General features: G+C 71.3%; 20 protein-coding genes. 9 read left to right on the top strand and 11 right to left on the bottom strand.

Going from position 1 to position 21212, the window contains the following annotated elements:
• The first annotated feature begins 191 nt into the window (after positions 1 to 191).
• From OHT51_RS39745 to OHT51_RS39735, 3 genes are all read left to right on the top strand, one after another.
• Complete coding sequence (locus OHT51_RS39745) at positions 192 to 791, top strand: hypothetical protein (RefSeq protein WP_328883762.1); 600 nt, start codon at positions 192 to 194, stop codon at positions 789 to 791.
• A 57-nt stretch (positions 792 to 848) separates the two neighbouring features.
• A complete protein-coding gene (locus OHT51_RS39740) occupies positions 849 to 1412 on the top strand; it encodes a hypothetical protein (RefSeq protein WP_328883761.1) in 564 nt (187 codons plus the stop codon).
• 69 nt (positions 1413 to 1481) lie between these two features.
• Positions 1482 to 1745: a GlsB/YeaQ/YmgE family stress response membrane protein gene (locus OHT51_RS39735; protein WP_328883760.1), complete on the top strand. Its 264-nt coding sequence runs from the start codon at positions 1482 to 1484 to the stop codon at positions 1743 to 1745.
• A gap of 95 nt (positions 1746 to 1840) precedes the next feature.
• Here the strand turns inward: OHT51_RS39735 and OHT51_RS39730 are convergent, their stop codons facing one another.
• A complete protein-coding gene (locus OHT51_RS39730) occupies positions 1841 to 2617 on the bottom strand; it encodes a GNAT family N-acetyltransferase (RefSeq protein WP_328883759.1) in 777 nt (258 codons plus the stop codon).
• A gap of 145 nt (positions 2618 to 2762) precedes the next feature.
• Between OHT51_RS39730 and OHT51_RS39725 the strand changes: the two genes are divergently transcribed.
• The gene (locus OHT51_RS39725; RefSeq protein WP_328883758.1) at positions 2763 to 3248 is read left to right on the top strand and encodes a nucleoside deaminase; all 486 of its coding nucleotides are present in this window, start codon (positions 2763 to 2765) and stop codon (positions 3246 to 3248) included.
• A gap of 360 nt (positions 3249 to 3608) precedes the next feature.
• On the opposite strand, the gene OHT51_RS39720 is transcribed toward OHT51_RS39725, so the two are convergent.
• Both OHT51_RS39720 and OHT51_RS39715 read right to left on the bottom strand, forming a co-directional pair.
• Positions 3609 to 4463 (bottom strand): GNAT family N-acetyltransferase, encoded by an 855-nt coding sequence (locus tag OHT51_RS39720; protein ID WP_328883757.1) that lies wholly within the window; start codon positions 4461 to 4463, stop codon positions 3609 to 3611.
• Positions 4464 to 4666: 203 nt separating this feature from the next.
• On the bottom strand, positions 4667 to 5317 hold the full coding sequence (locus tag OHT51_RS39715) for a chaplin (protein ID WP_328883756.1): 651 nt from the start codon (positions 5315 to 5317) through the stop codon (positions 4667 to 4669).
• Positions 5318 to 5588: 271 nt separating this feature from the next.
• Here OHT51_RS39715 and OHT51_RS39710 point away from each other — a divergent pair, with 271 nt between their 5' ends.
• Positions 5589 to 7208, top strand: coding sequence for an alpha/beta hydrolase (locus OHT51_RS39710; protein WP_328883755.1), 1620 nt, complete (start codon positions 5589 to 5591; stop codon positions 7206 to 7208).
• 65 nt (positions 7209 to 7273) lie between these two features.
• Complete coding sequence (locus OHT51_RS39705; RefSeq protein WP_328883754.1) at positions 7274 to 8371, top strand: baeRF3 domain-containing protein; 1098 nt, start codon at positions 7274 to 7276, stop codon at positions 8369 to 8371.
• Positions 8372 to 8442: 71 nt separating this feature from the next.
• On the opposite strand, the gene OHT51_RS39700 is transcribed toward OHT51_RS39705, so the two are convergent.
• Positions 8443 to 8856 (bottom strand): SsgA family sporulation/cell division regulator, encoded by a 414-nt coding sequence (locus OHT51_RS39700; RefSeq protein ID WP_328883753.1) that lies wholly within the window; start codon positions 8854 to 8856, stop codon positions 8443 to 8445.
• A gap of 434 nt (positions 8857 to 9290) precedes the next feature.
• Between OHT51_RS39700 and OHT51_RS39695 the strand changes: the two genes are divergently transcribed.
• Entirely contained in the window at positions 9291 to 10721 is a 1431-nt protein-coding gene (locus OHT51_RS39695) for a PP2C family protein-serine/threonine phosphatase (protein WP_328883752.1), read from the top strand.
• A 12-nt stretch (positions 10722 to 10733) separates the two neighbouring features.
• On the opposite strand, the gene OHT51_RS39690 is transcribed toward OHT51_RS39695, so the two are convergent.
• On the bottom strand, positions 10734 to 12230 hold the full coding sequence (locus tag OHT51_RS39690; protein ID WP_328883751.1) for a DNA-binding protein NsdB: 1497 nt from the start codon (positions 12228 to 12230) through the stop codon (positions 10734 to 10736).
• A gap of 246 nt (positions 12231 to 12476) precedes the next feature.
• Between OHT51_RS39690 and OHT51_RS39685 the strand changes: the two genes are divergently transcribed.
• On the top strand, positions 12477 to 13622 hold the full coding sequence (locus tag OHT51_RS39685; protein WP_328883750.1) for an aminoglycoside phosphotransferase family protein: 1146 nt from the start codon (positions 12477 to 12479) through the stop codon (positions 13620 to 13622).
• A gap of 170 nt (positions 13623 to 13792) precedes the next feature.
• The gene (locus OHT51_RS39680; protein WP_443052662.1) at positions 13793 to 15808 is read left to right on the top strand and encodes an N-acetylmuramoyl-L-alanine amidase; all 2016 of its coding nucleotides are present in this window, start codon (positions 13793 to 13795) and stop codon (positions 15806 to 15808) included.
• An 11-nt stretch (positions 15809 to 15819) separates the two neighbouring features.
• On the opposite strand, the gene OHT51_RS39675 is transcribed toward OHT51_RS39680, so the two are convergent.
• From OHT51_RS39675 to OHT51_RS39650, 6 genes are all read right to left on the bottom strand, one after another.
• Entirely contained in the window at positions 15820 to 16317 is a 498-nt protein-coding gene (locus OHT51_RS39675) for a hypothetical protein (protein ID WP_328883748.1), read from the bottom strand.
• Between the two features lie 238 nt (positions 16318 to 16555).
• The gene (locus tag OHT51_RS39670) at positions 16556 to 17461 is read right to left on the bottom strand and encodes a universal stress protein (RefSeq protein WP_328883747.1); all 906 of its coding nucleotides are present in this window, start codon (positions 17459 to 17461) and stop codon (positions 16556 to 16558) included.
• Between the two features lie 181 nt (positions 17462 to 17642).
• Positions 17643 to 17885, bottom strand: coding sequence for a DUF397 domain-containing protein (locus OHT51_RS39665; RefSeq protein ID WP_328883746.1), 243 nt, complete (start codon positions 17883 to 17885; stop codon positions 17643 to 17645).
• 83 nt (positions 17886 to 17968) lie between these two features.
• Positions 17969 to 19135, bottom strand: a complete 1167-nt coding sequence (locus OHT51_RS39660) for a thiolase domain-containing protein (RefSeq protein ID WP_328883745.1) — start codon at positions 19133 to 19135, stop codon at positions 17969 to 17971.
• On the bottom strand, positions 19132 to 20181 hold the full coding sequence (locus tag OHT51_RS39655) for a thiolase domain-containing protein (RefSeq protein ID WP_328883744.1): 1050 nt from the start codon (positions 20179 to 20181) through the stop codon (positions 19132 to 19134). Before OHT51_RS39655 ends, OHT51_RS39660 begins: the two co-directional genes overlap by 4 nt.
• Positions 20178 to 21149 (bottom strand): Zn-ribbon domain-containing OB-fold protein, encoded by a 972-nt coding sequence (locus OHT51_RS39650; protein ID WP_328883743.1) that lies wholly within the window; start codon positions 21147 to 21149, stop codon positions 20178 to 20180. The genes OHT51_RS39655 and OHT51_RS39650 overlap by 4 nt, the downstream gene beginning before the upstream one ends.
• Between the last annotated feature and the right edge of the window lie 63 nt (positions 21150 to 21212).

Raw genomic sequence — 21212 nt, 5'->3', positions numbered from 1 at the left:
CATTCTCTGATCGCACACTCAACGTTATGCAGGTAATTACCTGCGTGTCAATGGAGGCAGGTGAGACACCTTGCCTGTTTCGACCGATAGACGCCGAATGCCTGTTACAGGACATATGGGATCCCTTGACGAAGGATCCGTAGCTTCGAAGGCGTCGGTACGAACGAACCCCACCGAAGGACGATTCACTGATGCGTGCTCCCCGCACCCTGCGCACCGCCCTCATCGCCACCGGCGTCACCGCCGCGCTGGGGGTCTCGGCCGCGGGCGCCCTCGCCGTCGACGCACCCTCCACCCCGACCGCCGGGACCATCACCCAACAACCCACAGCCAAGCGCGTGTACGTGAAGACGGTGAAGCTCGCGGACAAGGTCAGCCGAGCAAAGGTCTACAAGACAGGCAAGAACCGTTACGAGGCGGAGCTCTGGGCCAAGGGCTCCCGGTACGGCGCCCTCTACACCCAGGGCAGGCCCGCCTACGCCCAGAACAACGGGCTGCACATCACCCTCCACCCGAACGGCAAGGTCACGTCCTGGGTCCAGCAGGCCAAGCCGAAGCCCAAGCCGGTCACCAAGCGCGTCCTGGTCGCCACGCCGACGCTGGCGGACGGCAGTACGAAGGCGAAGCTCTACAAGCTGACGGACGACCACTACGAGGCCGACCTCTACTCGGGCCCCACCCACCTCGACACCGTCGTCGCCGACGGCCACGCCGCGCACGGCGAGAACAACGGCCTGCACGTGTCCCTGCAGCCGGACGGCGAGTTGAGGTCCTGGCTGGACGACCACTGACCTGGACGAGCAAAAAACGCCTCGCCAAGCGTCCCGGCACCCGGGCACCCTGCCCGCATGGACCATGCGGAAGTACTGCTCATCGGCGGAAGGGCCGGAGTCGGCAAGACGACTGTCGGCTGGGAGGTGTCGGCTCGGCTGCGGGAGGCGCAGGTCGCGCACGCGGTGATCGACGGTGACTTCATGGGGGCTCTCCATCCGACGCCGCCGGGCGACCCGCACCGTGCCGGCATCACGGCGCGGAACCTGGCTGCCGTGTGGGGGAACTACGCCGCCCTCGGACACCGGCGTCTCGTCTACACGAACACCGTGAGCGTGCTCGACGAGGCCGCGCCCATGTTCCGGCGGGCCATGGGTGACGGCGTACGGCTCGTACGGGTCCTGCTCACCGCCACCGACGAGACCGCCGAACAGCGGCTGGCCGGGCGGGAGCTGGGCTCCGAGTTGGAGCACGAGACGAGGAACAGCGCGCGCAAGGCACGGCTGCTCGAGGAGCGGGCGCCCGAGGGCGTCGTGCGCGTGGTGACGGACGACCGCTCGGTGATCGACATCGCCGCGGAGGTGGTGACCGTCACCGGCTGGGCCGACTTGGGGGTGGGAGGGGCGTCGGCCACCGGTTGAACCGGAACGGACTGTCCCTCCCCTCAGGGGGAACTCAACCTGTGCGGGGACAGGAGGAAGAGGGGCGAAATGGAGATCTCGGGCATCATCAGTGCCATCGTGATCGGCATCATCATCGGTGTGCTCGGACGGCTCGTGGTTCCGGGTCGTCAGCGCATCGGAGTCCTGTGGACGATCCTCGTCGGCATCGTGGCCGCGCTGATCGGTTCGGCCATCGCGGCCGGCCTCGACGTGGGCGACACCGACGGCGTCGACTGGGTCGAGTGGCTCATCCAGATCGGCCTCGCCGCGCTCGGCGTAGCGGCGCTGGACAGGACGAAGGCGCGCCGCTGACGCCGTACCCGAGGACACGCAGGGGCGGCGTGACGTTCAACTGACTCCCGCGACGGCCCGCAAGCTCGGCGAGGCCGTCGCGGCGAGCCGCGCCGCTACGGCGTGTACACGTACGGCGTCGTGGTGGTCAGCGGCTCGAAGCCCAGCCGTTCCAAGATGGGACGGCTCGTGCTCATGGCGTCGACCTGGAGGTACCGGTAGCCGCGGTCCGCGGCGGCGCGGGCGCGATGGGCGACGAGTGCGCGATAGAGACCGCGACCTCGCCAGCCCTCGACGGTCCCCCCGCCCCACAGCCCGGCGAACCGGGTCCCCGGCACGAGTTCCATCCGCGCGGCGCTCACCGGAGTGTCACCGGCCAGCGCGACGACGGCGACCACCGTGTCGGGGGCGGCCGTGAGCCGGCCGAGCAGTTGGTGCCGGAGCCCGGAGCCGTCGGCGCCGAAGGCCTTCTCGTGCACCTCGGCCACCAGGTCGACGCCCGCCCGGTCGGTCACGGGCAGGACCCGGATGCCTTCCGGCGGCTCGGCGTCCAGGGTCAGGTCGGCGACCTCGCCGATCATCAACGTCTCCTCGGGCCGGGAGGTGAAGCCGGCGACCCGGAGGCGTTGTCCGAGGTTCGCCGGGAGGTCATGGCCGTAGAGCTTCCACTCGAACTCCCGCCCGAGCCCGGAGAAGTGCGCGATCTGTCCTGCGATCTCCTCGTCGACGCTCGCGTCGCCCAGGTCGGACCACACGATGCCGTTCCAGCCGTGTGCGGACGACACCTGGCGCACGACCCCGCCCACCCGCTCGACCAGTGCGTCGGGGCCGTCCGGCCGTGCGCCTTCACGCATGTCCCGGTCGAAGAGGGCGAGTACCGCGGCATGATCCATGGGTTGACCCCATCACCGGGCAGTTGCCGGGGCAACACCTTTGTTACCGTGCCCGTCCCTCCCCGCCGTCCGGCCCTGCGTCGGCGAAGCTGGGGGGTGGGTAGGGAACGCAGGTAAGCCGCGCCGCCAGGAGGGCCCGCACACCATGGCCGTGAAGAACGCCGAACTGCCGTATCTGCGCCGCTGCGTCGCGCTCGCGACCGAGGCTCTCGAGGCCGGGGACGAGCCGTTCGGCTCGGTGCTGGTGGGGGCGGACGGCACAGTGCTCGCCGAGGACCGCAACCGAGTGGCCTCGGGCGACCGCACCCGGCACCCCGAGTTCGAGCTGGCACGCTGGTCCGCCGCCCACATGACGCCCGAGGACCGGGCGGCCGCGACGGTCTACACGTCGGGCGAGCACTGCCCGATGTGCGCGGCCGCGCACGCCTGGGTCGGCCTGGGACGCATCGTGTACGTCGCCTCGTCCGGGCAACTGACCGGATGGCTGGCCGAGTTGGGCGTGCCCGCCTCGCCGGTCCGACCTCTTCCGATCCGCGAGGTGGCGCCGGGCGTGGCCGTCGAGGGCCCGGTGCCCGAGCTGACGGAGGACATCCGCGCACTGCACGTCCGCTTCCACGGGCCTCGGGGCTGAGCCCGGCGACCGGGCTGAGCGCGGACCGCCCGAGGGGCCGAACGGTCCGCGCCCGTCCGAGATGAGGTCTCCTCGACGGAGGGCAGTGCTCGCATGCTGCCGGCTCGGCGCCGATGACCGCCCACGTCACGCCGACCGCGGTCCCCACGATCTTCGATGAGCCACCCGGCCGCCCTCGCGCCCGCGTGGGCCGTCATCCGTCCGGACGGCGTCGCCACCGCGCTGACCGGCAGATACCCAGACGTCGTCTCGGAGTCTCGACGCCCCCGGCGCGAGGCGGCGATCACCCGTCTCGACACTGACCCGATGCCGCCGGACCACGGGGGCTTCGGGGACGGTGCGGCCGGCGCCCCGCACTCGCTAGCCGAGCTCCAGCGTGGTGACGCCGAAGACGCGCTCCTGGGCATAGGGCCGTACCGGGCCGGTGTACATGCGGGCGGTCTCGAAGGAGGGCGTGAAGCCTGCCTCCTCGGCGAGCGCGACGCCCGCCGCGTTGGTCTCGGGCACGTCGACGGCGACCTCGCGGCCGGCCGCGTCGGCGGTCAGGGCGGCGAAAAGGGCCCGCGCGTCCTCGGGGGTGTCGGCGAAGAGCGGGCCGATGCGCGGGCAGTCGCGCCCGGGACGGATCACGCCGTAGCCGGTGACGCGGCCACCGGTGCGGCGGACGACGGCATGATGTCCCGGGCCGGTGAGCCAGTGCGCGAGGAAGCGGGGGCGGTCGGCCGGGGTGCAGGCCCTGTCGTACGCGGTGATCTCCGCCAGGTCCTCGGGCCGTACGGCGCGGACGTCGGCTGGGGCCTCGACGGCGGGAGCCGTTCCGCTGAAGCGGAAGGTGCGGTGGGCGAGCTCGAAGCCGGAGCGGCGGTAGTTGTCCTGCTGGTCGACGACGCCGTCCAGGCCCACCGTGCGGTTCTCCGCGTGCGCCAGCGCGGTCTTCCAGGTGGTGAGGCCGTAGCCCTGGCCGCGGACGTCGGGGCGGACCAGGTACCAGCCCAGGAAGCTGTAGTCGGCTCCGTAATTCACGACGGAGATCGCCGAGACGGGCTCGCCGTCGATCCGGCCGATGAAGAAGCCCTCGGGGTCCTGCGCGAAGAACGCCTCGCTGTCCGCGTGCCCCGGGTTCCAGCCCTCGTCGACGGCCCATCCGCGGACGACCGGCCAGTCGGCGAGGCCGGCCTGCGTGATCACGAGGTCCTGGGGGGCCGGGGACGTCATGGGTGTGCTCCGTTCCGTGCGGGTTCGGGGATGCGGGCGGGGTGATCGCCCGCGCCCACAGCATCCTCGCGGATCTTCGGGGAGCACGTCACGGCATGATCAAGCCGTTGCCTCGCACAGGGGGACGTCCGGACGGATGTGCGCATGACGAAGGCCCCACCGCCCGTCGGGTGGGGCCTTCCCTGCCGCGCGCGAGGCGCGGGTCAGCTCACCGCCTGCGGGCGGAAGCGCCGGTACAGCACGGCTCCGCCCACTACGAGGAGCGTGCCGCCCGCCGCTGCCGCCGCGAGGGCCTGGTCCGCACCCGTCTGGGCGAGGGCGCCCTCGGGCTCCCCCTGCGGGACGGGTGCGGGCGGGGCCGGCCGGGGCTGGTGCGCCCGGGGCGGGGCCGGCTTTGGCGCCGGCTTCGTGGTGCCGGAAGGGCGTGGACCGTTCACCGACTCGTTGTCGATCGCCGCATTACCGACCCCGACCACGTTCACGCTGTTCCCGCTGACGTTCACCGGGAGGTGAACCGGGAGCTCCACGACGTTGCCGGACGCGATGCCCGGCGAATCCTTTCCGCGGCCTTGAGCCGAAGCCCCGCTGTGCGACGCCGCACGCTTCTTGCCACCACCGTCCTCATTGACGCAGGTGTTGCCGACGGCCGGATTGAGCAGCCCCACCACGTTCACGGTGTTCCCGCACACGTTCACCGGCACATGCACCGGCAGTTGAACGGTGTTGCCGGAGAGGAGCCCCGGCGAGTCGGCCGCGGCACCATCCGCCGCGGAGTCGGCATACGCCGGGAACGTCACAGCCATCGCGCCCGAGGCGGCGACGGCGATCACACCGTATCGGGTAACCCGTCTCATAGGTTCCCTGCCTTCCAGACATGGTCGCGGGCACTCACCCGCACCGGATAAAACGCAGGCGAACCATCCGAGTTATGGCTAATCGGCCATTCACCCCATCGAGCGTCAGGGTTGTCGAACTAGCGGTAAAAACTTCCACCGGCAACGAAAGGTGCACAGAGTACGCCCGCACGGGCGGTCCCGCACGTCCGGAGGCGTGCATTCCGGGGCCCGCCTATCGTGAGCCAGGACGCCATTCACCGGTCCGCGACGGGCGTCCCTGGAGGCATCGATGCTTGCCCACCTGTCAACGCGGCCCGTGCTGCGCCGCTGCGCGGTGACCGGCGCGGTCGGCCTGGCCCTGCTCGGCACGGGCCTGCCGGCGGCCACGGACAGCCCCGAACCCGACCTCACGCGGTTCTACCGGCAGAAGGTCACCTGGGGGAAGTGTCCGGGCGAGGGGCTGCCGAAGGACATGCAGTGCGGCAAGGTCACCGTCCCTCTCGACTACGCCCGCCCGAAGGCGGGGACGCTCGACCTGGCGCTCGCCCGCTACCGGGCCACGGGCGAGAAGCAGGGCTCGGTACTGGTGAACTTCGGCGGGCCGGGCGGCGCGGGCATCCCCCAGTTCGCCACCGGCGGCAAGGAGTTCATGGAGCTGACGGACGGCTACGACATCGTGACGTTCGATCCGCGCGGCGTCGGCAGGTCCTCGCCGGTCAGCTGCGGGGACGGCGAGGAGAACATCGACATGTCCGAGGACGGCACCGAACTCGGCCGCGATCCGGAGTCCGTCCTCGCCCACTTGAAGAAGGCGGCCGACGCGTGCGCCCGGCACTCCGGCCCCGTCCTCCCCTATATAGGCACGATCAACGCCTCGCGCGACATGGACGTGATGCGCCAGGCCCTCGGCGACAAGAAGCTCAACTACCTGGGCTTCTCCTACGGCACACGGCTCGGCTCGGTGTACGCCGCCCAGTTCCCGGACAAGGTCGGCCGGTTCGTGCTCGACGGCGTGGACACGCTGACCGAGTCGCTGACCGAACAGGGCGTGGCGAGCGCCAAGGGGCAGCAGCAGGCGCTGGACGAGTTCATCAACTGGTGTGTGCAGGACATCGCCTGTCCGTTCGGGCAGGACGCACGCGAGGCCCGCAAGCAGGTCGTACGCCTCGTCGACTCGATGGACGAGAACCCGGTGCCGTCGGCGTTCGGCGAGCCGTTCACCGGCCAGGACCTTGTCGGCGCCATCGGACAGGCGCTCTACAGCGAGGAGATGTGGCCCTCCCTGGAGCGGGCCCTGGCCTCGCTGGTCGAGGACGGCGACACCCACGCCATCGAGGCCTTCGCGTCCGGCGGTGCCTCGCCCTGGCGGCGCGAGGAGACCGGCGACCCCGAGGAGACCGGCGCTCCCGAGGAGACCGAGGAGCCCGACGGCGGCCTGGTCGACGAGGAGGACGTGCCCCTCGACAACCTCCCCGCGGCCCTGATGGCGATCAACTGCGCGGACGACCCCGACCGCCCCACCGGCAAGCAGATCGTCGACGGTCTCGACGGCCTGCGAGCGAAGTACGAGCAGGCGTCGCCGGTCTTCGGCCCGTTCCGGCTCACCGGGGTGCTGATGTGCTACGGCCGCCCCAAGGGCACGGACTTCATACGCGACGACGTGAAGGACGTGGACACGCCGAAGATGCTTCTCGTGGGCACCCGCGGCGACCCGGCGACGCCGTACCGCTGGACCGAGGAGACCGCGAAGCGACTCGGCTCGTCGGCCGTGGTTCTCGACAACAAGGGCAGCGGCCACACCGGATACGCCTCTTCCAAGTGCGTGCACCGCAAGGTCGACGCCTTCCTGCTCTACGGCACGCTGCCGGCGGACGGCAGCTCGTGCGGGCCCGAGGAGCGCCGGGAGTAGATCCCGGGCGGGGGTGATGGATTGCCCCTAATGCCCGATCGGTGAATCGGTCCTATCGTGCTGTTATGGAGCACGCACTCAGTCCCACGACCCTCACCGAGCTGCGGCGCCCGCGCCCCTATCCGGCCGTGTCCGTGCTGACGCCCACGCATCCCCGGGAGCCCTATCGGGCCCAGGACCAGGTCCGGCTGCGCAATGTCGTGGCCAAGGCCAAGAAACAGCTGGAGGCCGATCCTTCGGTCACCCGCGAGCGCCGGGTCGACGTCGAACGGCAGCTCGACCAGGCCCTCTCCGAGATCGATCTGACGCACGCCGAGGACGGCTTGGTGATCTTCGCCGCTCCGGGCGAGCACCAGGTGTGGTCGGTCGCTCGCACCGTACCCGAGCGGGTAGTGCTCTCGGACACCTTCCTGACCCGCAACCTCGTCTCCGCGCAGGCCGCCGAGCGGCCGTTCTGGGTGCTCTCGGTCTCCACGGACCGCGTCACCCTGTGGCACGGCGCTCTGGACCGAGTCACCGATGCCCGAGTCGGCGGCTTCCCGCTGACCCGGGACATCCAGAACTTCGACGCGGAGCGCCAGGAACGGATCGGCGACGTGCCGAGCAAGTTCCGCGACGAGGACACCCGCCACTTCCTGAAGGAGGCGGACTCCGCGCTGGGCGAAGTCCTGCAGCACAACCCAGGACAGCTGTACGTCACCGGCGAGCCGGCCGCGCTGGCCCTGCTGGACGAGATCGGCGGCATCACCAAATCCGCCGTGCACGTCCCCCACGGCGGGCTCGCGCACGGCACCCGCGAGGCGGTGTGGCAGGCGGTCCGGCCGGTCATCGCCGCCGAGGACCGCAGAGGGACCGACGCCCTGGCCCGGGAACTCGAAACCGCCCTCGGCCGGAAGGCGTTCGCCGCCGGAGTCGACGAGGTGTGGCGCAGCGCGCGCGAGGGCCGGGTGCGACTGCTGGCCGTCGAGGAGAACTACCGCGTGACGGTGCGCGGCGAGGACGGCGACCATCTGATCCCGGCGGAGAGCGGCGACCTCGACGCCCGCGAGGACATCGTGGACGAGATCGTCGAGCAGTGTCTGGAGACCGGCGCCGAGGTCCGCTTCGTGCCGGACGGCACGCTGAGCGGGGCCCAGGGAATCGCGGGCGTGCTGCGGTACTGACGCCGGAGCGTGCGAGGAGGCACAGCGGCGGCCCCGTTCGCCTCCTCGCACGCTGCCGCGCAGCGCTCACCTCATACGCTGCCGAACAGCGCGCTCAGGCCACGTTCCACGACCGCCCCGAGGTCCTCCTCGCCGGACGCGACCACCGCGTACGTCCGCAGCAGGAAGCGCTTGAGGGCTGCGGTGTCGAACTGGAGCAGGGCCATGCCGTAGGGCGAGTGCAGCTCCACGACCGTGCGCTCCTCGCCGCACGGCCAGATGTGCACGTCCCCGTCCCCGGCGGCCCCACCCAGCCCCGCCTCCAGCAAGCTGCGCGCAAAGGTCCAGGTGGCACCGTGACCATCGAGGGAGACGTCGCCCGGGAAGTCGATGTACACCGCCAGCGGGTCCGTGGAGGCGTAGCGCAGCTTGGCGGGCACGGACAGTTCGCGCTCGTCGCCGGTGATCAGACGGGCGTGGGCGGGCTGCTCGAGGGCGATGTCCATGGGCGGTCTCCCCTGCGGGTCGGCGATCGGGCTCGTTTTTTTGCCGCTGTCCTCTTACGACCCCGCAAGTGCCCTTCGCATTACGTCCAAGTGGACATCATTTTTGTGACCTGCATCACTACCGATGAGTGCAACCCCGCGCGGGGTACCCGTCACCGCTCCACCCATAGAACATGCGACCGTCGAACACTCGAATGACCGCCGTACAATGGCCTACGCAGACCGCCAAGTGGCGTACGCCGCCTACGACTTGACCCATCCGGTGACGTACACCATCCGTATCGGATGGGCTCTCCGTGGAGACTCTGACATATGCCGGACGCACCACCGAATCGGGTGTTGCCAAATCCCTTACAGGGCGTCGTCGGCTGTGCGACAGTCGTAACGGTCCTTCCGTCATCCTTGGTCGTACCGTCCCCGCATCGGAGTGCGTCATGCCGTCCCATCTCTCTGCGGACCGCCCCGCCGCTCAGCCGCCCGGACGCGGCTCGGTCGACGCGCTGATAACGCAGACGCGGCGGCTCAAGGGCGACGTCGACGCCGTGCGGCGGGACACGCAGAGCGACGGCTCGGACCCGCAGGAGCGGTGGCAGCGGGCGCTGTGCGACCTCGCGCTGCACCACCTCAACGACCTCGACGAGCACCTGGCCCAGCTGCGGGACGGCCCGGCCCTCGCCTCCCCGGCGCCCGAAGCCGCGCCCATGGCCCGGGCCGTGCCGTCGGCTCCCCGGCGCGGCTCGCTGCTCAGCCGGGTCGGCAGCGCGGAGTGGAACCTGCTGACGGACGAGGCCAGTTGGTCCGGCGAGCTCTACGAGATCCTGGGGCGCGACCCCGGCGCTCCCCCTCTCACCCTTGACGAGCTGCCGTCCCTGGTGCTCGACGAGGACCGGTCGAGGCTGACCGCAATGGTCACCGACTGCCTCATCGACGCCAAGCCCATCGACGGGGAGTTCCGGATCGTACGGCCGGACGGCGAGGCCCGGACCGTGCACATGATGGGCGAGCCCGTGCTCGACACTGACGGCAGCACCGCCTCGATGTGGGCCGTGCTGCGGGACGTCAGCGAACTGCGCCGCTGCCGGCGTGCGGTGAGCGAGACCCGTGACTCGCTCCAGCACGACCGGCACCACGCACAGACCGAGCACCGGCTCGCGGTCGAGCTGCAGGAAGCCGTGCTACCGCCGTGGCGTGGCTCCCTGCGGCTCCCGCACCAAGGCCCCCGGACACTGGACCTCGCGGCCCGGCACCTGCCGGCGTCGACGAGCGCGCTGATCGGCGGCGACTGGTACGACGCGCTCGAACTGGCCGACGGCGAAACGCTGTTGAGTGTCGGCGACCTCACCGGGCACGGCGTCGCCGTGGCCTCTGGCATGGCCACCCTGCTGGGGGCCGTACGGGGAATGGCGATGGCCGGCACCCAGCCGGGCCAACTGATGTCCTGGCTCAACCAGTTACTCGACGCCACCGTCCAGCCGGCTCTCGGCAGTGCCGTCTGCTGCCGCTACCGGCCCGAGACCCGCACCCTGGTCTGGGCGCAGGCCGGACACCCCGCCCCGCTGCTGTTCCGCGACGGGACGGGGCGCAGGCTGAACGCGCCGGACGGCGTCCTGCTCGGAGCCACCTCGGGTGCCGTCTACGCGCAGGCCGAAGAGGCCCTCGAGGTGGGCGACGTGCTCCTGTTGCACACCGACGGACTGGTGCCGGGGCACAGCGCGGCGGACTCCGTGAACAGCCTCCTCGGCCTGGGCCCCCGCATCGGCGAGGCAGGCACCGCACAGGACTGCGTACGGCTGGTCATCGAGGAGTTCGGTGAGAGTGAGCGTGAGGACAATGCCTGTGTGCTCGTGGTCAGGGTGACGTCCTAGAACTCCGGCGCCTTACGCCCGTGCGCTGTTGCCGCCGCCCGACTTCTTCACCTTGGGCAGCACCAACTGGATCTCCTCCCGCAGTTCGTGGATCTTCGGGTAGCTGGAGTACTCGGCGGTGAGTCGGTACATCTGGCGCAGCCGGTCCCAGGTGCGGCCGGAGGAGTTGGAGCCCATCGCCATCAGGGCCAGTCGTGCGTAACGGTCGGCCTGTTCGGGGTCGTCCGCGATGAAGCAGGCGGACGCCATGGACAGATGGTCGAAGATCTTCGACCGCTCGCGCCCGTCGACGCGCAGGGCCAGGGCCTTCTCCGCGAAGTGCTGGGCGTGGGCAGCTGCGCCCGGCTCGAACTCGGCCAGCGTGCGGTAGGCCAGGGCCTGCATGCCGTACAGATCCTCGTCCTTGAAGGTCTGCATCCAGCTCGGTGGCGGCACGTCGCTCTTGTCGGAGACGAAGAGGTCCTCCGCCTGCCCCAGAGTGCGGCGCATGGCCTGACCCTTGCCCATCGACGCCTGTGCCCAGGCCTCGATGGTGTGGAACATGGCCCGGGTGCGCGGCAGCACCTCGTCGCCGGAGCCGGACTGGGCGAGTTTCATGAGATCGAGTGCGTCGTCGGGCCGGCCGAGGTGCACCATCTGGCGAGCCGCTCGGGAGAGCGCCTCCCCGGCGCGGGGCCGGTCGCCGCCCTCCCGGGCCGCGTGGGCGGCGATGACGAAGTACTTCTGGGCCGTGGGCTCCAGGCCGACGTCGTGCGACATCCAGCCCGCGAGGACGGCGAGGTTGGCGGCGACGCCCCACAGGCGCCGCTGGAGATGTTCGGGGTGATGGTAGGCGAGCATGCCGCCCACCTCGTTGAGTTGTCCTACGACTGCCTTGCGCTGCAGCCCGCCGCCGCGGGCCGCGTCCCAGGCCCGGAACACCTCGACCGAGCGCTCCAGTTCCTCGATCTCCTGCGACCCGATGGGGGCGGCCTCGTAGCGGTCGAACCCGGCGGGGTCGGCGTGCAGGGGGTCGTCGAACTGAGGGGCGTCGGCCTTGAGGGCCGGGTCGGTGCGCAGCCAGTCGTGCATGGCGCTGCTGAGTGCGGATCCCGCGGCGAGCGCGGCACCCGCGCCCACCAAGCCGCGTCGGTTGAGCATGAGGTCCATTCCCGTGAATTCGGTGAGGACCGCGGCGGTCCGTTCGGGCGCCCACGGCACACCGTCGGGATGCTCGATGCTCCCGCCGTCCTGCCGTTTCCCCGTACGCCCGTGCCGGACCAGACCGAGGTCTTCGATGGTCACGACACGGCCGAGACGCTCGGTGAACAGGGCCGCCAGCACCCGCGGCACCGGATCGCGCGGGATCTCTCCCATGTCGATCCACCGCCGCACCCGCGAGGTGTCGGTCGCCAGCTGGGGGTGGCCCATGGCCGCCGCCTGCCGGTTGACCAGCCTCGCGAGTTCGCCCTTGGACCAGCCGGCCAGGCCGAACAGGTCCGATAGGCGGGTGTTGGGTTCTCCGCTCACGTCAAGCCCCCAGGTTCTCGGCTGAGTTGACAGTAGCCCGGTGAAAGATGCCGGGCGACTATTCGCCAGGGTTCGCCAGGGTGCGCCACATGGTGTGCCACTGCGCATCGGGTGTCAGGTAGGAACGCGCCACCCCGACCCGGTCGCCCTTTGGAATATGGCTGGTGCATTCCCCAGGGTGCACCCGGGCGGCCGGATCGGGCAGCGCATTGTCGTCGCAGGCACACGAAGGGATCTGTTTCTCCCATGTACGCAGCATCGTCCTCCGTGTCCGCCCCGCCCCGGTCGCTACGTTCCCGCCCGGCGGGCAGCGGCCCCTACCTCGCCCCCGCGCGGCCGGCGTCAGCCCCCGTGCTCGGCGCGGGCCGGCCGCCGCGCGCCGCGGGGCTCGGCACTCAACCGCTCAGCGGGAGACTCGACTTGTCCGGCCCTCAGGGCGCCCAGCTGCGCACCGCGATCGCGTCGGTGCACCGGATCTGCCCGGAGTTCGCTCCGGTGCAGGTGCTGCGCCGCAGCGGGCGGTCCGTCCTCCTGGTCGGCACGACCGGGCGCAGCACGGCCGTCGCCAAGTGTTTACTCGACCACTCCCCGGAGTGGTCGGAGCGGATCCGCCACGAAATAGCGGCATACCGCTCGTTCGTCCGGCACCGCCCTCCGGTGCGCGTGCCGAGACTGATCGCAGCGGATCCGGACAACTGCACCCTCGTCATCGAGCGGATGCCGGGCCGGGTGGCGGCGCTGCAGCGCCACCCCTTGGAGACGCCACCGCGTGCGGACATCAGGGCGGCGCTCGGCGCGATCTGCCGGCTCAACGCGTGGCGACCGCCTGCGGGGACGTTCGACGCGCCGCTGGACTACGCGACCAAGATCTCCCGGTTCCACGAGCTGGGCCTGCTCACCGACCGGGACCTGGGGGATCTGCAGAAGCTGCTGCACGGCATCGCGGCGAGCGCGGGCCGGCAGGGCATGGGCCAGTTCTGCCACGGCGACGCGCTGCTCTCGAACATCCTGCTCTCACCGGCCGGTCCAGTGCTGGTGGACTGGGAGCACGCGGGCTGGTACCTGCCGGGGTACGACCTGGCGGTGCTGTGGTCGGTGCTCGGGGATGCGCCGGTGGCCCGGCGGCAGATCAGCCAGATCGCCCAGTCGGCGGGTCCGGCGTCACGGGACGCGTTCCTGGTGAACCTGATGCTCGTGCTGACCCGTGAGATCCGTACCTACGAGACGGCCGTGCAGCGTTCGATGCACGACGCTCCGACCCCGGCGGCACCGGGAGTGGCCCACCCGGGTGCTGCGCCGTCCGGCGAGGAACAGCGGCTGCTGCTGAGGCGGCTGCACGACGACTGCCAACTGGCCCGACGGGCCGTGCGCGCGGCGGTCGGCACTCGCTGACGGGGACGGTGGCCCGCGGTGCGCCCTGGAGACAGCGGCGTACCGCGGGCTTTCGTATGAACGGCCCGCCGGCGGCCCCATTGGGGTACACCACTGACGCCCCGCAGGCCAGGAAGACCGCCACGACGAAACTCCCGGGAATCCCGGTTGACAAGGGAATTCGCCTCAGCATGGGCATGATTGACGGATCGTCGGACAGCCGGTACCACAGACGCACGCCCGGCCCCCGCACGGCTCATCGCGCCCGACCGTCCCTGGAGGCTCCCTTGCGAGGATCCGTCACCGCCTTGGCAGCTGCGACACTGTTGTTCCCGTTGCTCGGCGCGGCGCCGTCCGACGCCGGGAGCTCGGAGAACGGTCTGCAGTCGGCCTTCGCGTCCGCCGCCGCCGAGTACCACGTGCCGCAGAGCGTCCTGCTGGGCGTCTCCTACCTGCAGTCCCGCTGGGACTCCCACCAGGGCGCGCCCAGTGTGACCGGCGGTTACGGCCCGATGCACCTCACCGACGCCCGCACCGCCCTTGCCGAGACGCCGCCGCACCACAGCGAGGGCTCGGAGGACGCGCGCGGCGACAGCGCCCGCGCGCCCCTGCTCCCCAAGGCGAAGCTGCCGGAGCCGGCCAGGATCCCGGCGCGCCTCAGGACGCTGCCGAAGGCGGCCGAACTGACCGGCCTGAGCGCGCAGCGGCTGCGGACGGACCCGGCAGCGAACGTGGCCGGCGGCGCCGCCCTGCTCGCCGCCGCGCAGCAGGAGCTGGGCGAACCGCTGAGCTCCGACCCGGCCGAGTGGTACGGCGCGGTGGCCCGCTTCGCCGGCGCCGACGACAGTGCGGCCGGGGCGGCGTACGCGAACGACGTCTACGACGTGATGCGCACCGGCCAGGAGCGCCACACGGACGCGGGGCAACTGGTCGCCCTGGCCGCCCATCCGGGCCTCTCCCCCGACGCCGGGCAGTTGCGCCGGGCGGGGCTGCGCAAGCCCGGTGCCGCCGAGACCGAGTGCCCGCCCACGGTGTCCTGCGAGTGGATCCCGGCGCCGTACGAGGAGTTCGGCGACAGCGACTACGGCAACCACGACCTGGGCAACCGGCCGGCCTCCCAGAAGATCGAGAACATCGTCATCCATGACACGGAGGGCGCCTGGGAGGGCGTCCTCGAGATGGTGCAGGACCCGACCTATGTGTCATGGCAGTACTCACTGCGCTCCACCGACGGCCACATCGCCCAGCACGTGAAGGCCAAGGACGTCGCCTGGCACGCGGGCAACTGGTACATCAACGCCAAGTCGATCGGCCTGGAGCACGAGGGCTTCCTGGCGAAGCCGGACGCCTGGTACACGGAGGCGATGTACCGGTCCTCCGCACGGCTCGTGACGTACCTCGCGAAGAAGTACGACATCCCGCTGGACCGGCAGCACATCCTCGGTCACGACACCGTGCCGGGTCCGACCTCGTCGACGATCGGTGGCATGCACACCGACCCGGGCCCGTACTGGGACTGGCGGCACTACTTCGAGCTGCTGGGCCGGCCCTTGGTGCCCACCGCGGGCCCGAACGGCGGCCTGGTGACGATCCGCCCCGACTACGCGACCAACCGGCCCGCGTTCACGGGCTGTGTGTCCGCGGGCCGGCCGTGCGCGGACCACGGTTCGAGCGCGGTGCGGCTGTACTCCGGGCCGGGTGAGTCGTATCCCCTGGTCAAGGACATCGGCCTGGGGTCGGCCCCGACCACCGGGGTCAACGACCTGTCGTCACGGGTCTCGACCGGCCAGCAGTACGCGGTCGCCGGCCGGGACGGCGACTGGACGGCGATCTGGTACCTGGGCCAGAAGGCCTGGTTCAAGAACCCGGCGACGAAACCGACCGCGGTGCACGCGGCCGGCCTCGTCGTGACGCCCAAGGACGGCGTCAAGAGCGTGCCGGTGTACGGACGCGCCTATCCCGAGGCCTCCGCCTATCCGTCGGGGGTGCCGGCCCAGGCGGTGTCGCCGCTGCCGTACACGCTGCCCGCGGGCCAGAGGTACGTGGTCGGGGCCAAGGTGCCCGGTGAGTACTACTACGCGGTCAGCTTCGACACGGCCTCGCACCGGGTCGTGACCGGCAAGGACATGTACTACGAGATCCAGTTCGGGCACCGGGTGGCGTACGTGCGGGCGGCGGACGTGCGGGAGCTGTCCTCGGGCTCGTAGCCGGGGCCGATTCAGCCCTGCTGGAAGAGCTCCGCGGGCAGTGGCTTCAGGAGGGCGTACAGGTCGTCCGTGATGGGGCGGTCCCACGCGGCGATGGTGACCAGGACGTTGTCGCTGCGGTCGAACTGGACGCAGGAGATCCGGCTCTCGGAGAGCTTCAGGCGGCGCACGATCAGGAGGTTGTCGCCCTGCATCACCGGCACGTCCTCGCTGCCGACCACGGTGACCTCTTCGTCGTTCTCCAGGGCCAGCAGCAGCTGCGCGACCTCGAACGGGATCTCGTCCTCGTCGACCTCGCGGGCGGGAGAGCCCTCCGGCAGATTGCCGATGATCATCGCGGGGCCGCGGCCGCCGAAGAGGTCGTAGCGCAGGAAAACGCCCTGGCAGCTGCCGTCGGGGGCGGGCAGCAGCCCGGCGCCCAGGTTGCCGGGCCAGTCGCCCGGGTCCATGGCCAGAACGTCGAAGTCGGGCCCGGCGGGCGTGGCGCTGCGGCGGCGGAGGAACGACATGTCGCCATGGTACGTGGCCGGGCCTGTCGCGTGACGTGCGGGCATGGGTTCGAGGCGTGCTCCCTGGCCCGTCGGCGGGGGGTTCCCGAGCGATCCCTCGCGTCGCCGGACACCGCGACGTACCGTCGCCGTCCGGCAGCGGGAACCTCCGGTCCCGATCATGCTGCAGCAGCGCGGGCGCGGGAGTTGGGCACCCCGGCCGAGGCCTGGTTCGGCGCGGCGTGACGGGCCCCGGGGCTCACTCCTCCGGTGGGGCGGGCGGTACGACCGCGACCGGGCTCGCGGTGTGCAGGAGGACGGCGTGGGTCACCGAGCCGATCATGGGGGCGGGGGCCAGGAGGCGGCGTCGGTGGCGGCCCACGACCACCAGGTCCGCGTCTCTGGACGCCGAGACGAGCCGGCCGGCCGCGTCGCCCGGGGCGATGTGGAGCGGGGCGTGGACCTCGGGGTGGCGCTCGCGGTGCGGGGCGAGGATGCCCTCGGCGAGGGTGCGGGTCTCGGCCTCGACGGCGTCCTGGTCCTCGGACGGCGGCACGATCTGGGTGGTGGCCGCCGTCCAGACGTGCAGCGGCCAGCTGTAGGCGGCGATGACCTGGAGCCGGGCGCCGCGCAGGGCGGCCTCGGTGAAGGCGAAGTCCAGGGTGGTGTCGTCGGGGCTGTCGACCTGAAGACCGACGACAACACGCGGGCCCGGCTCGATCGGCATGTCGTCGTGGACCTCGCGTCCCGGCTTGGGTACCACGACCACAGGGCATCCGGCATCGCGTGCGGCGGCCATGCCGTTGGAGCCGAGCAGCAGGCTGGCGAAGCCGCCGCGCCCCCGGCTGCCGAGCACCAACAGCTGGGCGGTGGAGCCCAGTTCGGCAAGCATCGCGGCGGGAGCGCCCCCGAGGGCGAGGAACTCCGTCGCCGGCCGCTCGGCTCTCCCCTCCAGATACCGGCGTACCCGCTCGAGAACCGGATCATCCTCCGGATCCGGTCGCCCGGTGGGCAGCGCGACGGGCTGAGCCCAGGCGGCGTACTGCTGCACGTGGACCACCCGCAGCGGCGCCTCGCGCACCAGGGCGGCCTCGAAGGCCCAGTCCAGTGCGACCAGGCTGTCGTCCGAGCCGTCGACCGCCGCGATGACCGGCAGGGTGCTCATGGGTTCCTCACCTCCGGAAATACGACCGTTCCCCCTTCCGGGGCCAGCCTGGCTCAGGCTTCGGCCCGTAAGGCGTTCTCAAGGTCGCGTGTCCGGAAAAACGGGCGGAACACCCCCGGATCGGCCCGAAGGCGGCCGACGTGCGGGGCGACCGCCCGTCGGCTCGCCTGCGTCCACGGTGTCAGGTCAGGTCGAACTCGCCCTCCCTCGCGCCCGACACGAAGGCACCCCACTCGGCGGGTGTGAAGATCAGGGAAGGGCTCTCCGGGCGGCCGCTGTTGCGCATCGCGATGAACCCCTCGACAAAGGCGATCTGGACATCCCCCAGGCCACGGCTGCTCGAGTGCCAATCGGCGTCTGCGAGGTCCAGCTCCGGCTTGTCCCAGCCCGTGATCAGCTGCTGCTGGATGGTGCTCTCGGCCACGTCCGTGCTCCTCCCGATTCGTCGTCCGCGGGCCAGCCTAGCGATCGGTTCCGGGTGCCGACAGGCCACGTGAGGGGGACCTTTCAGGAGGTAGGGGGTTCCGCTCCCACGAGCCACATCGAGAAGAACTGGGACCCACCGCCGTAGGCGTGCCCGAGGACCCTCCTGGCCCGCTCCACCTGGTGTTCTCCGGCCTGCCCGCGCACCTGGAGGGCCGCCTCCGCGAACCGGATCATGCCGGAGGCGCCGATGGGGTTGGTGGACAGGACGCCGCCCGACATGTTGACGGGCAGGTCGCCGTCCAGCTCGGTCACGCCGGACTCGGTGAGCTTCCAGCCCTCGCCCTCCGCGGCGAAACCGAGGTTCTCCAGCCACATGGGCTCGTACCAGGAGAACGGCACGTAGATCTCGGCGGCGTCGATGTCTCGGCGTGGATCGGCGATCCCCGCCTGCCGGTAGACGTCGGCCGCGCAGTCCTTTCCGGCCCGCGGCGACACCGCGTCCTTGCCGGCGAAGAGGGTGGGCTCACTGCGCATCGCGCCGCCGAGCATCCAGGCGGGCGGCCGGGGGGCGCGGGCGGCTCCGGCGCGGTCGGTGAGGATCATCGCGCAGGCGCCGTCGGAGGAGGGGCAGGTCTCCGAGTAGCGGATGGGGTCCCACAGCATGGGCGAGGCCTGGACCTTCTCCAGGGTGATGTCGTGCTCGTGCAGGTGGGCGTAAGGGTTCTTCAGCGCGTTGCGCCGGTCCTTGTACGCCACCAGCGAGCCGACCGTGTCGGGCGCGCCGCTGCGCCGCATGTACGCGCGCACGTGCGGGGCGAAGAAGCCGCCCGCCCCGGCGAGCAGGGGCTGCTGGAAGGGGATCGGCAGGGACAGGCCCCACATGGCGTTCGACTCGGACTGCTTCTCGAACGCGAGCGTCAGTACGGTGCCGTGCACGCGGGCCGCGACCAGGTTGGCGGCGACCAGCGCCGTGGATCCGCCGACCGAGCCGGCGGTGTGCACCCGCAGCATGGGCTTGCCCACCGCGCCGAGCGCGTCGGCGAGATACAGCTCCGGCATCATGACGCCCTCGAAGAAGTCGGGCGCCTTGCCGATGACGACGGCGTCGATGTCGGCCCAGGTCAACTCGGCGTCGTCGAGGGCGCTTCGGGCCGCTTCCCGGACGAGCCCGGCGATCGACACGTCCCGGCGTGCCGCGACGTGCTTGGTCTGGCCGATGCCTACGACGGCCACGGGCTCCTTGCTCATCGCGGATCCCCTTCGAGTACGGCGACCAGGTTCTGTTGCAGACAGGGACCGGACGTGGCGTGCGCGAGCGCCCGGTCGGACTCGCCCCGGTGGACGCGGGCGGCGGCCTCTCCGATGCGGATGAGTCCGGCGGCCATCACGGGGTTGGCCGCGAGCGCCCCGCCGGACGGGTTGACCCGCACGCCGTCGTCGAGCTTGAGCGCCTTGCGCAGGACGATCTCCTGGGAGGTGAAGGCCGCGTGCAACTCGGCGGTGTCGACGGGCCGTTCGAACGCGCCGGCCCGCTCGGCGGCGAGGCGGGCCGAGGGCGAGTCGGTCAGGTCCCGGACGCCCAGGCTGTGCGCCTCGATGCGGTGGTCGATGCCGCGGATCCAGGCTGGCCTGTCGCACAGTTCACGGGCCCGCTCCCCCGCCGCGAGGATCACCGCGGCGGCGCCGTCACCGATGGGCGGGCAGTCGCCGGTACGGAGCGGTCGTACGACGTACCCCCCGTGCGGTACCGAACCCCGCAGCTGGGCATGGGAGTTGGCGCTCGCGTCCGTGCGGCTGCGGGCGGCGACGGCGGCCAGCGCGGGTTCGTCGGTGTCGCCGGCGTCGATGAGGGCCTGGGCCTGGAGGGCGGCCAGGGCGACGGAGTCGGGCCAGAGGGGGGCGACGTAGTAAGGGTCGAGCTGGCGGGTGAGGACGTCGCGGAGCGGGCCCGGTGAGGACTTGCCGTAGGAGTAGACGAGTGCCGTGTCTGCGTCTCCCGTCAGCAGTTTCGTCCACGCCTCGTACAGCGCCCAGGCGCCGTCCATCTCGACGTGCGACTCGGAGATCGGCGGCCAGGCGCCGACGCCGTCGAGGGCGAGGGTGAAGGAGAAGGCGCGGCCGGCGAGGTAGTCGCTGGAGCCGGAGCAGGTGAAGCCGATGTCGGCGGTCTTCAGGCCGGTCTGTGCGAGCACCTCGTGCAGGACGGGCATGAGCATCTCCACCTCGGAGAGCTCCTCGCTGGTGCGCCGGTGGTCGGTCTGCGCGAAGGCGACGACGGCGATCTCGCGGTTCACAGCAGCTCCCTGTAGGTGTCGTAGTCCGCGTCGGGCTCGCCCGTGGGCCGGTAGTGGTCGGGGAAGCGGGAGCCCTGAGTCCACACCGGTTCCACCCGCAGGCCCATGCGCACCTGGTCGTAGGGGATGCCGCCGATACGGGCGTGCAGGGCGAGGTCGGCGCCGTCGAGGGCGATGTGGGCGTAGACGTACGGCACTTCGATGTCGAGGTTCTTCGCCTTGATGTTGACGATGCAGAACGTGGTGACTGTGCCGCTCGGACCGACTTCGACCTGTTCCAGTGTGGCCACGCCACATGTGGGGCACGCACCCCTCGGCGGGACGTACACCTTGCGGCAGGACGGGCAGCGTTCGCCGACGTTGCGTCGTTCGGCCAGGGCGTTGATGTAGGCGGTCTGGGCGCGGCCGGGTGAGTAGGTGTAGTCGAGGCGGGCGGCGGCGACGATGCCGGTGATCGGGTCCTCGAACCGGCCGGTGTGGTGCGCCGGTTCGGCGGAGCTGCCGTCGTCCGGGCCGCTGTCCTTCGGGGAGTCGTCGTACGGCTCGAAGCAGGCGATGTCCGTGATGGCGCCGGTGCGTTCCCCGGCCCAGCGGACGCGGACGCGCATGCCGGTGTGGACGGCGTCCGGGCCGGGGGCGTCGAGGGCGTGCAGGAGGGCGGTGTCGGCGCCGTCGAGTCGGACCAGGGCCCAGGCGAAGGGCGTGTCGAGGGGCTGGTCACGGCGGGGGGCGTGGTTCCAGGCCCAGGTGGTGACCGTGCCGGTGGGGGCGACTTCGACCAGGTCGCGGAGCTCCTCGGCGGTGACGGGGTCGTACTCGACGGGTGGTACGAGCGTGCGGCCGTCGCTGGTCCGCACCCCCAGCACGACGCGTTCGCGCAGGCCGGTGAGGAAGGCGCTCTGGACGGGGCCGACGGAGCGGGTGAATGGAAACTCTACGACGAGTGGAGCTTTGAGCACTTCGGGCATCGCGGGCTTGCCTCCTTCGGGACCGGGGCTCGTGTGGCGGCCGGGCGGTACATGGGCGGCGTT

The sequence above is a fragment of the Streptomyces sp. NBC_00299 genome (assembly GCF_036173045.1).
Lineage (GTDB): Bacteria > Actinomycetota > Actinomycetes > Streptomycetales > Streptomycetaceae > Streptomyces > Streptomyces machairae.
This window is presented reverse-complemented; position numbering and strand designations above follow the sequence as displayed.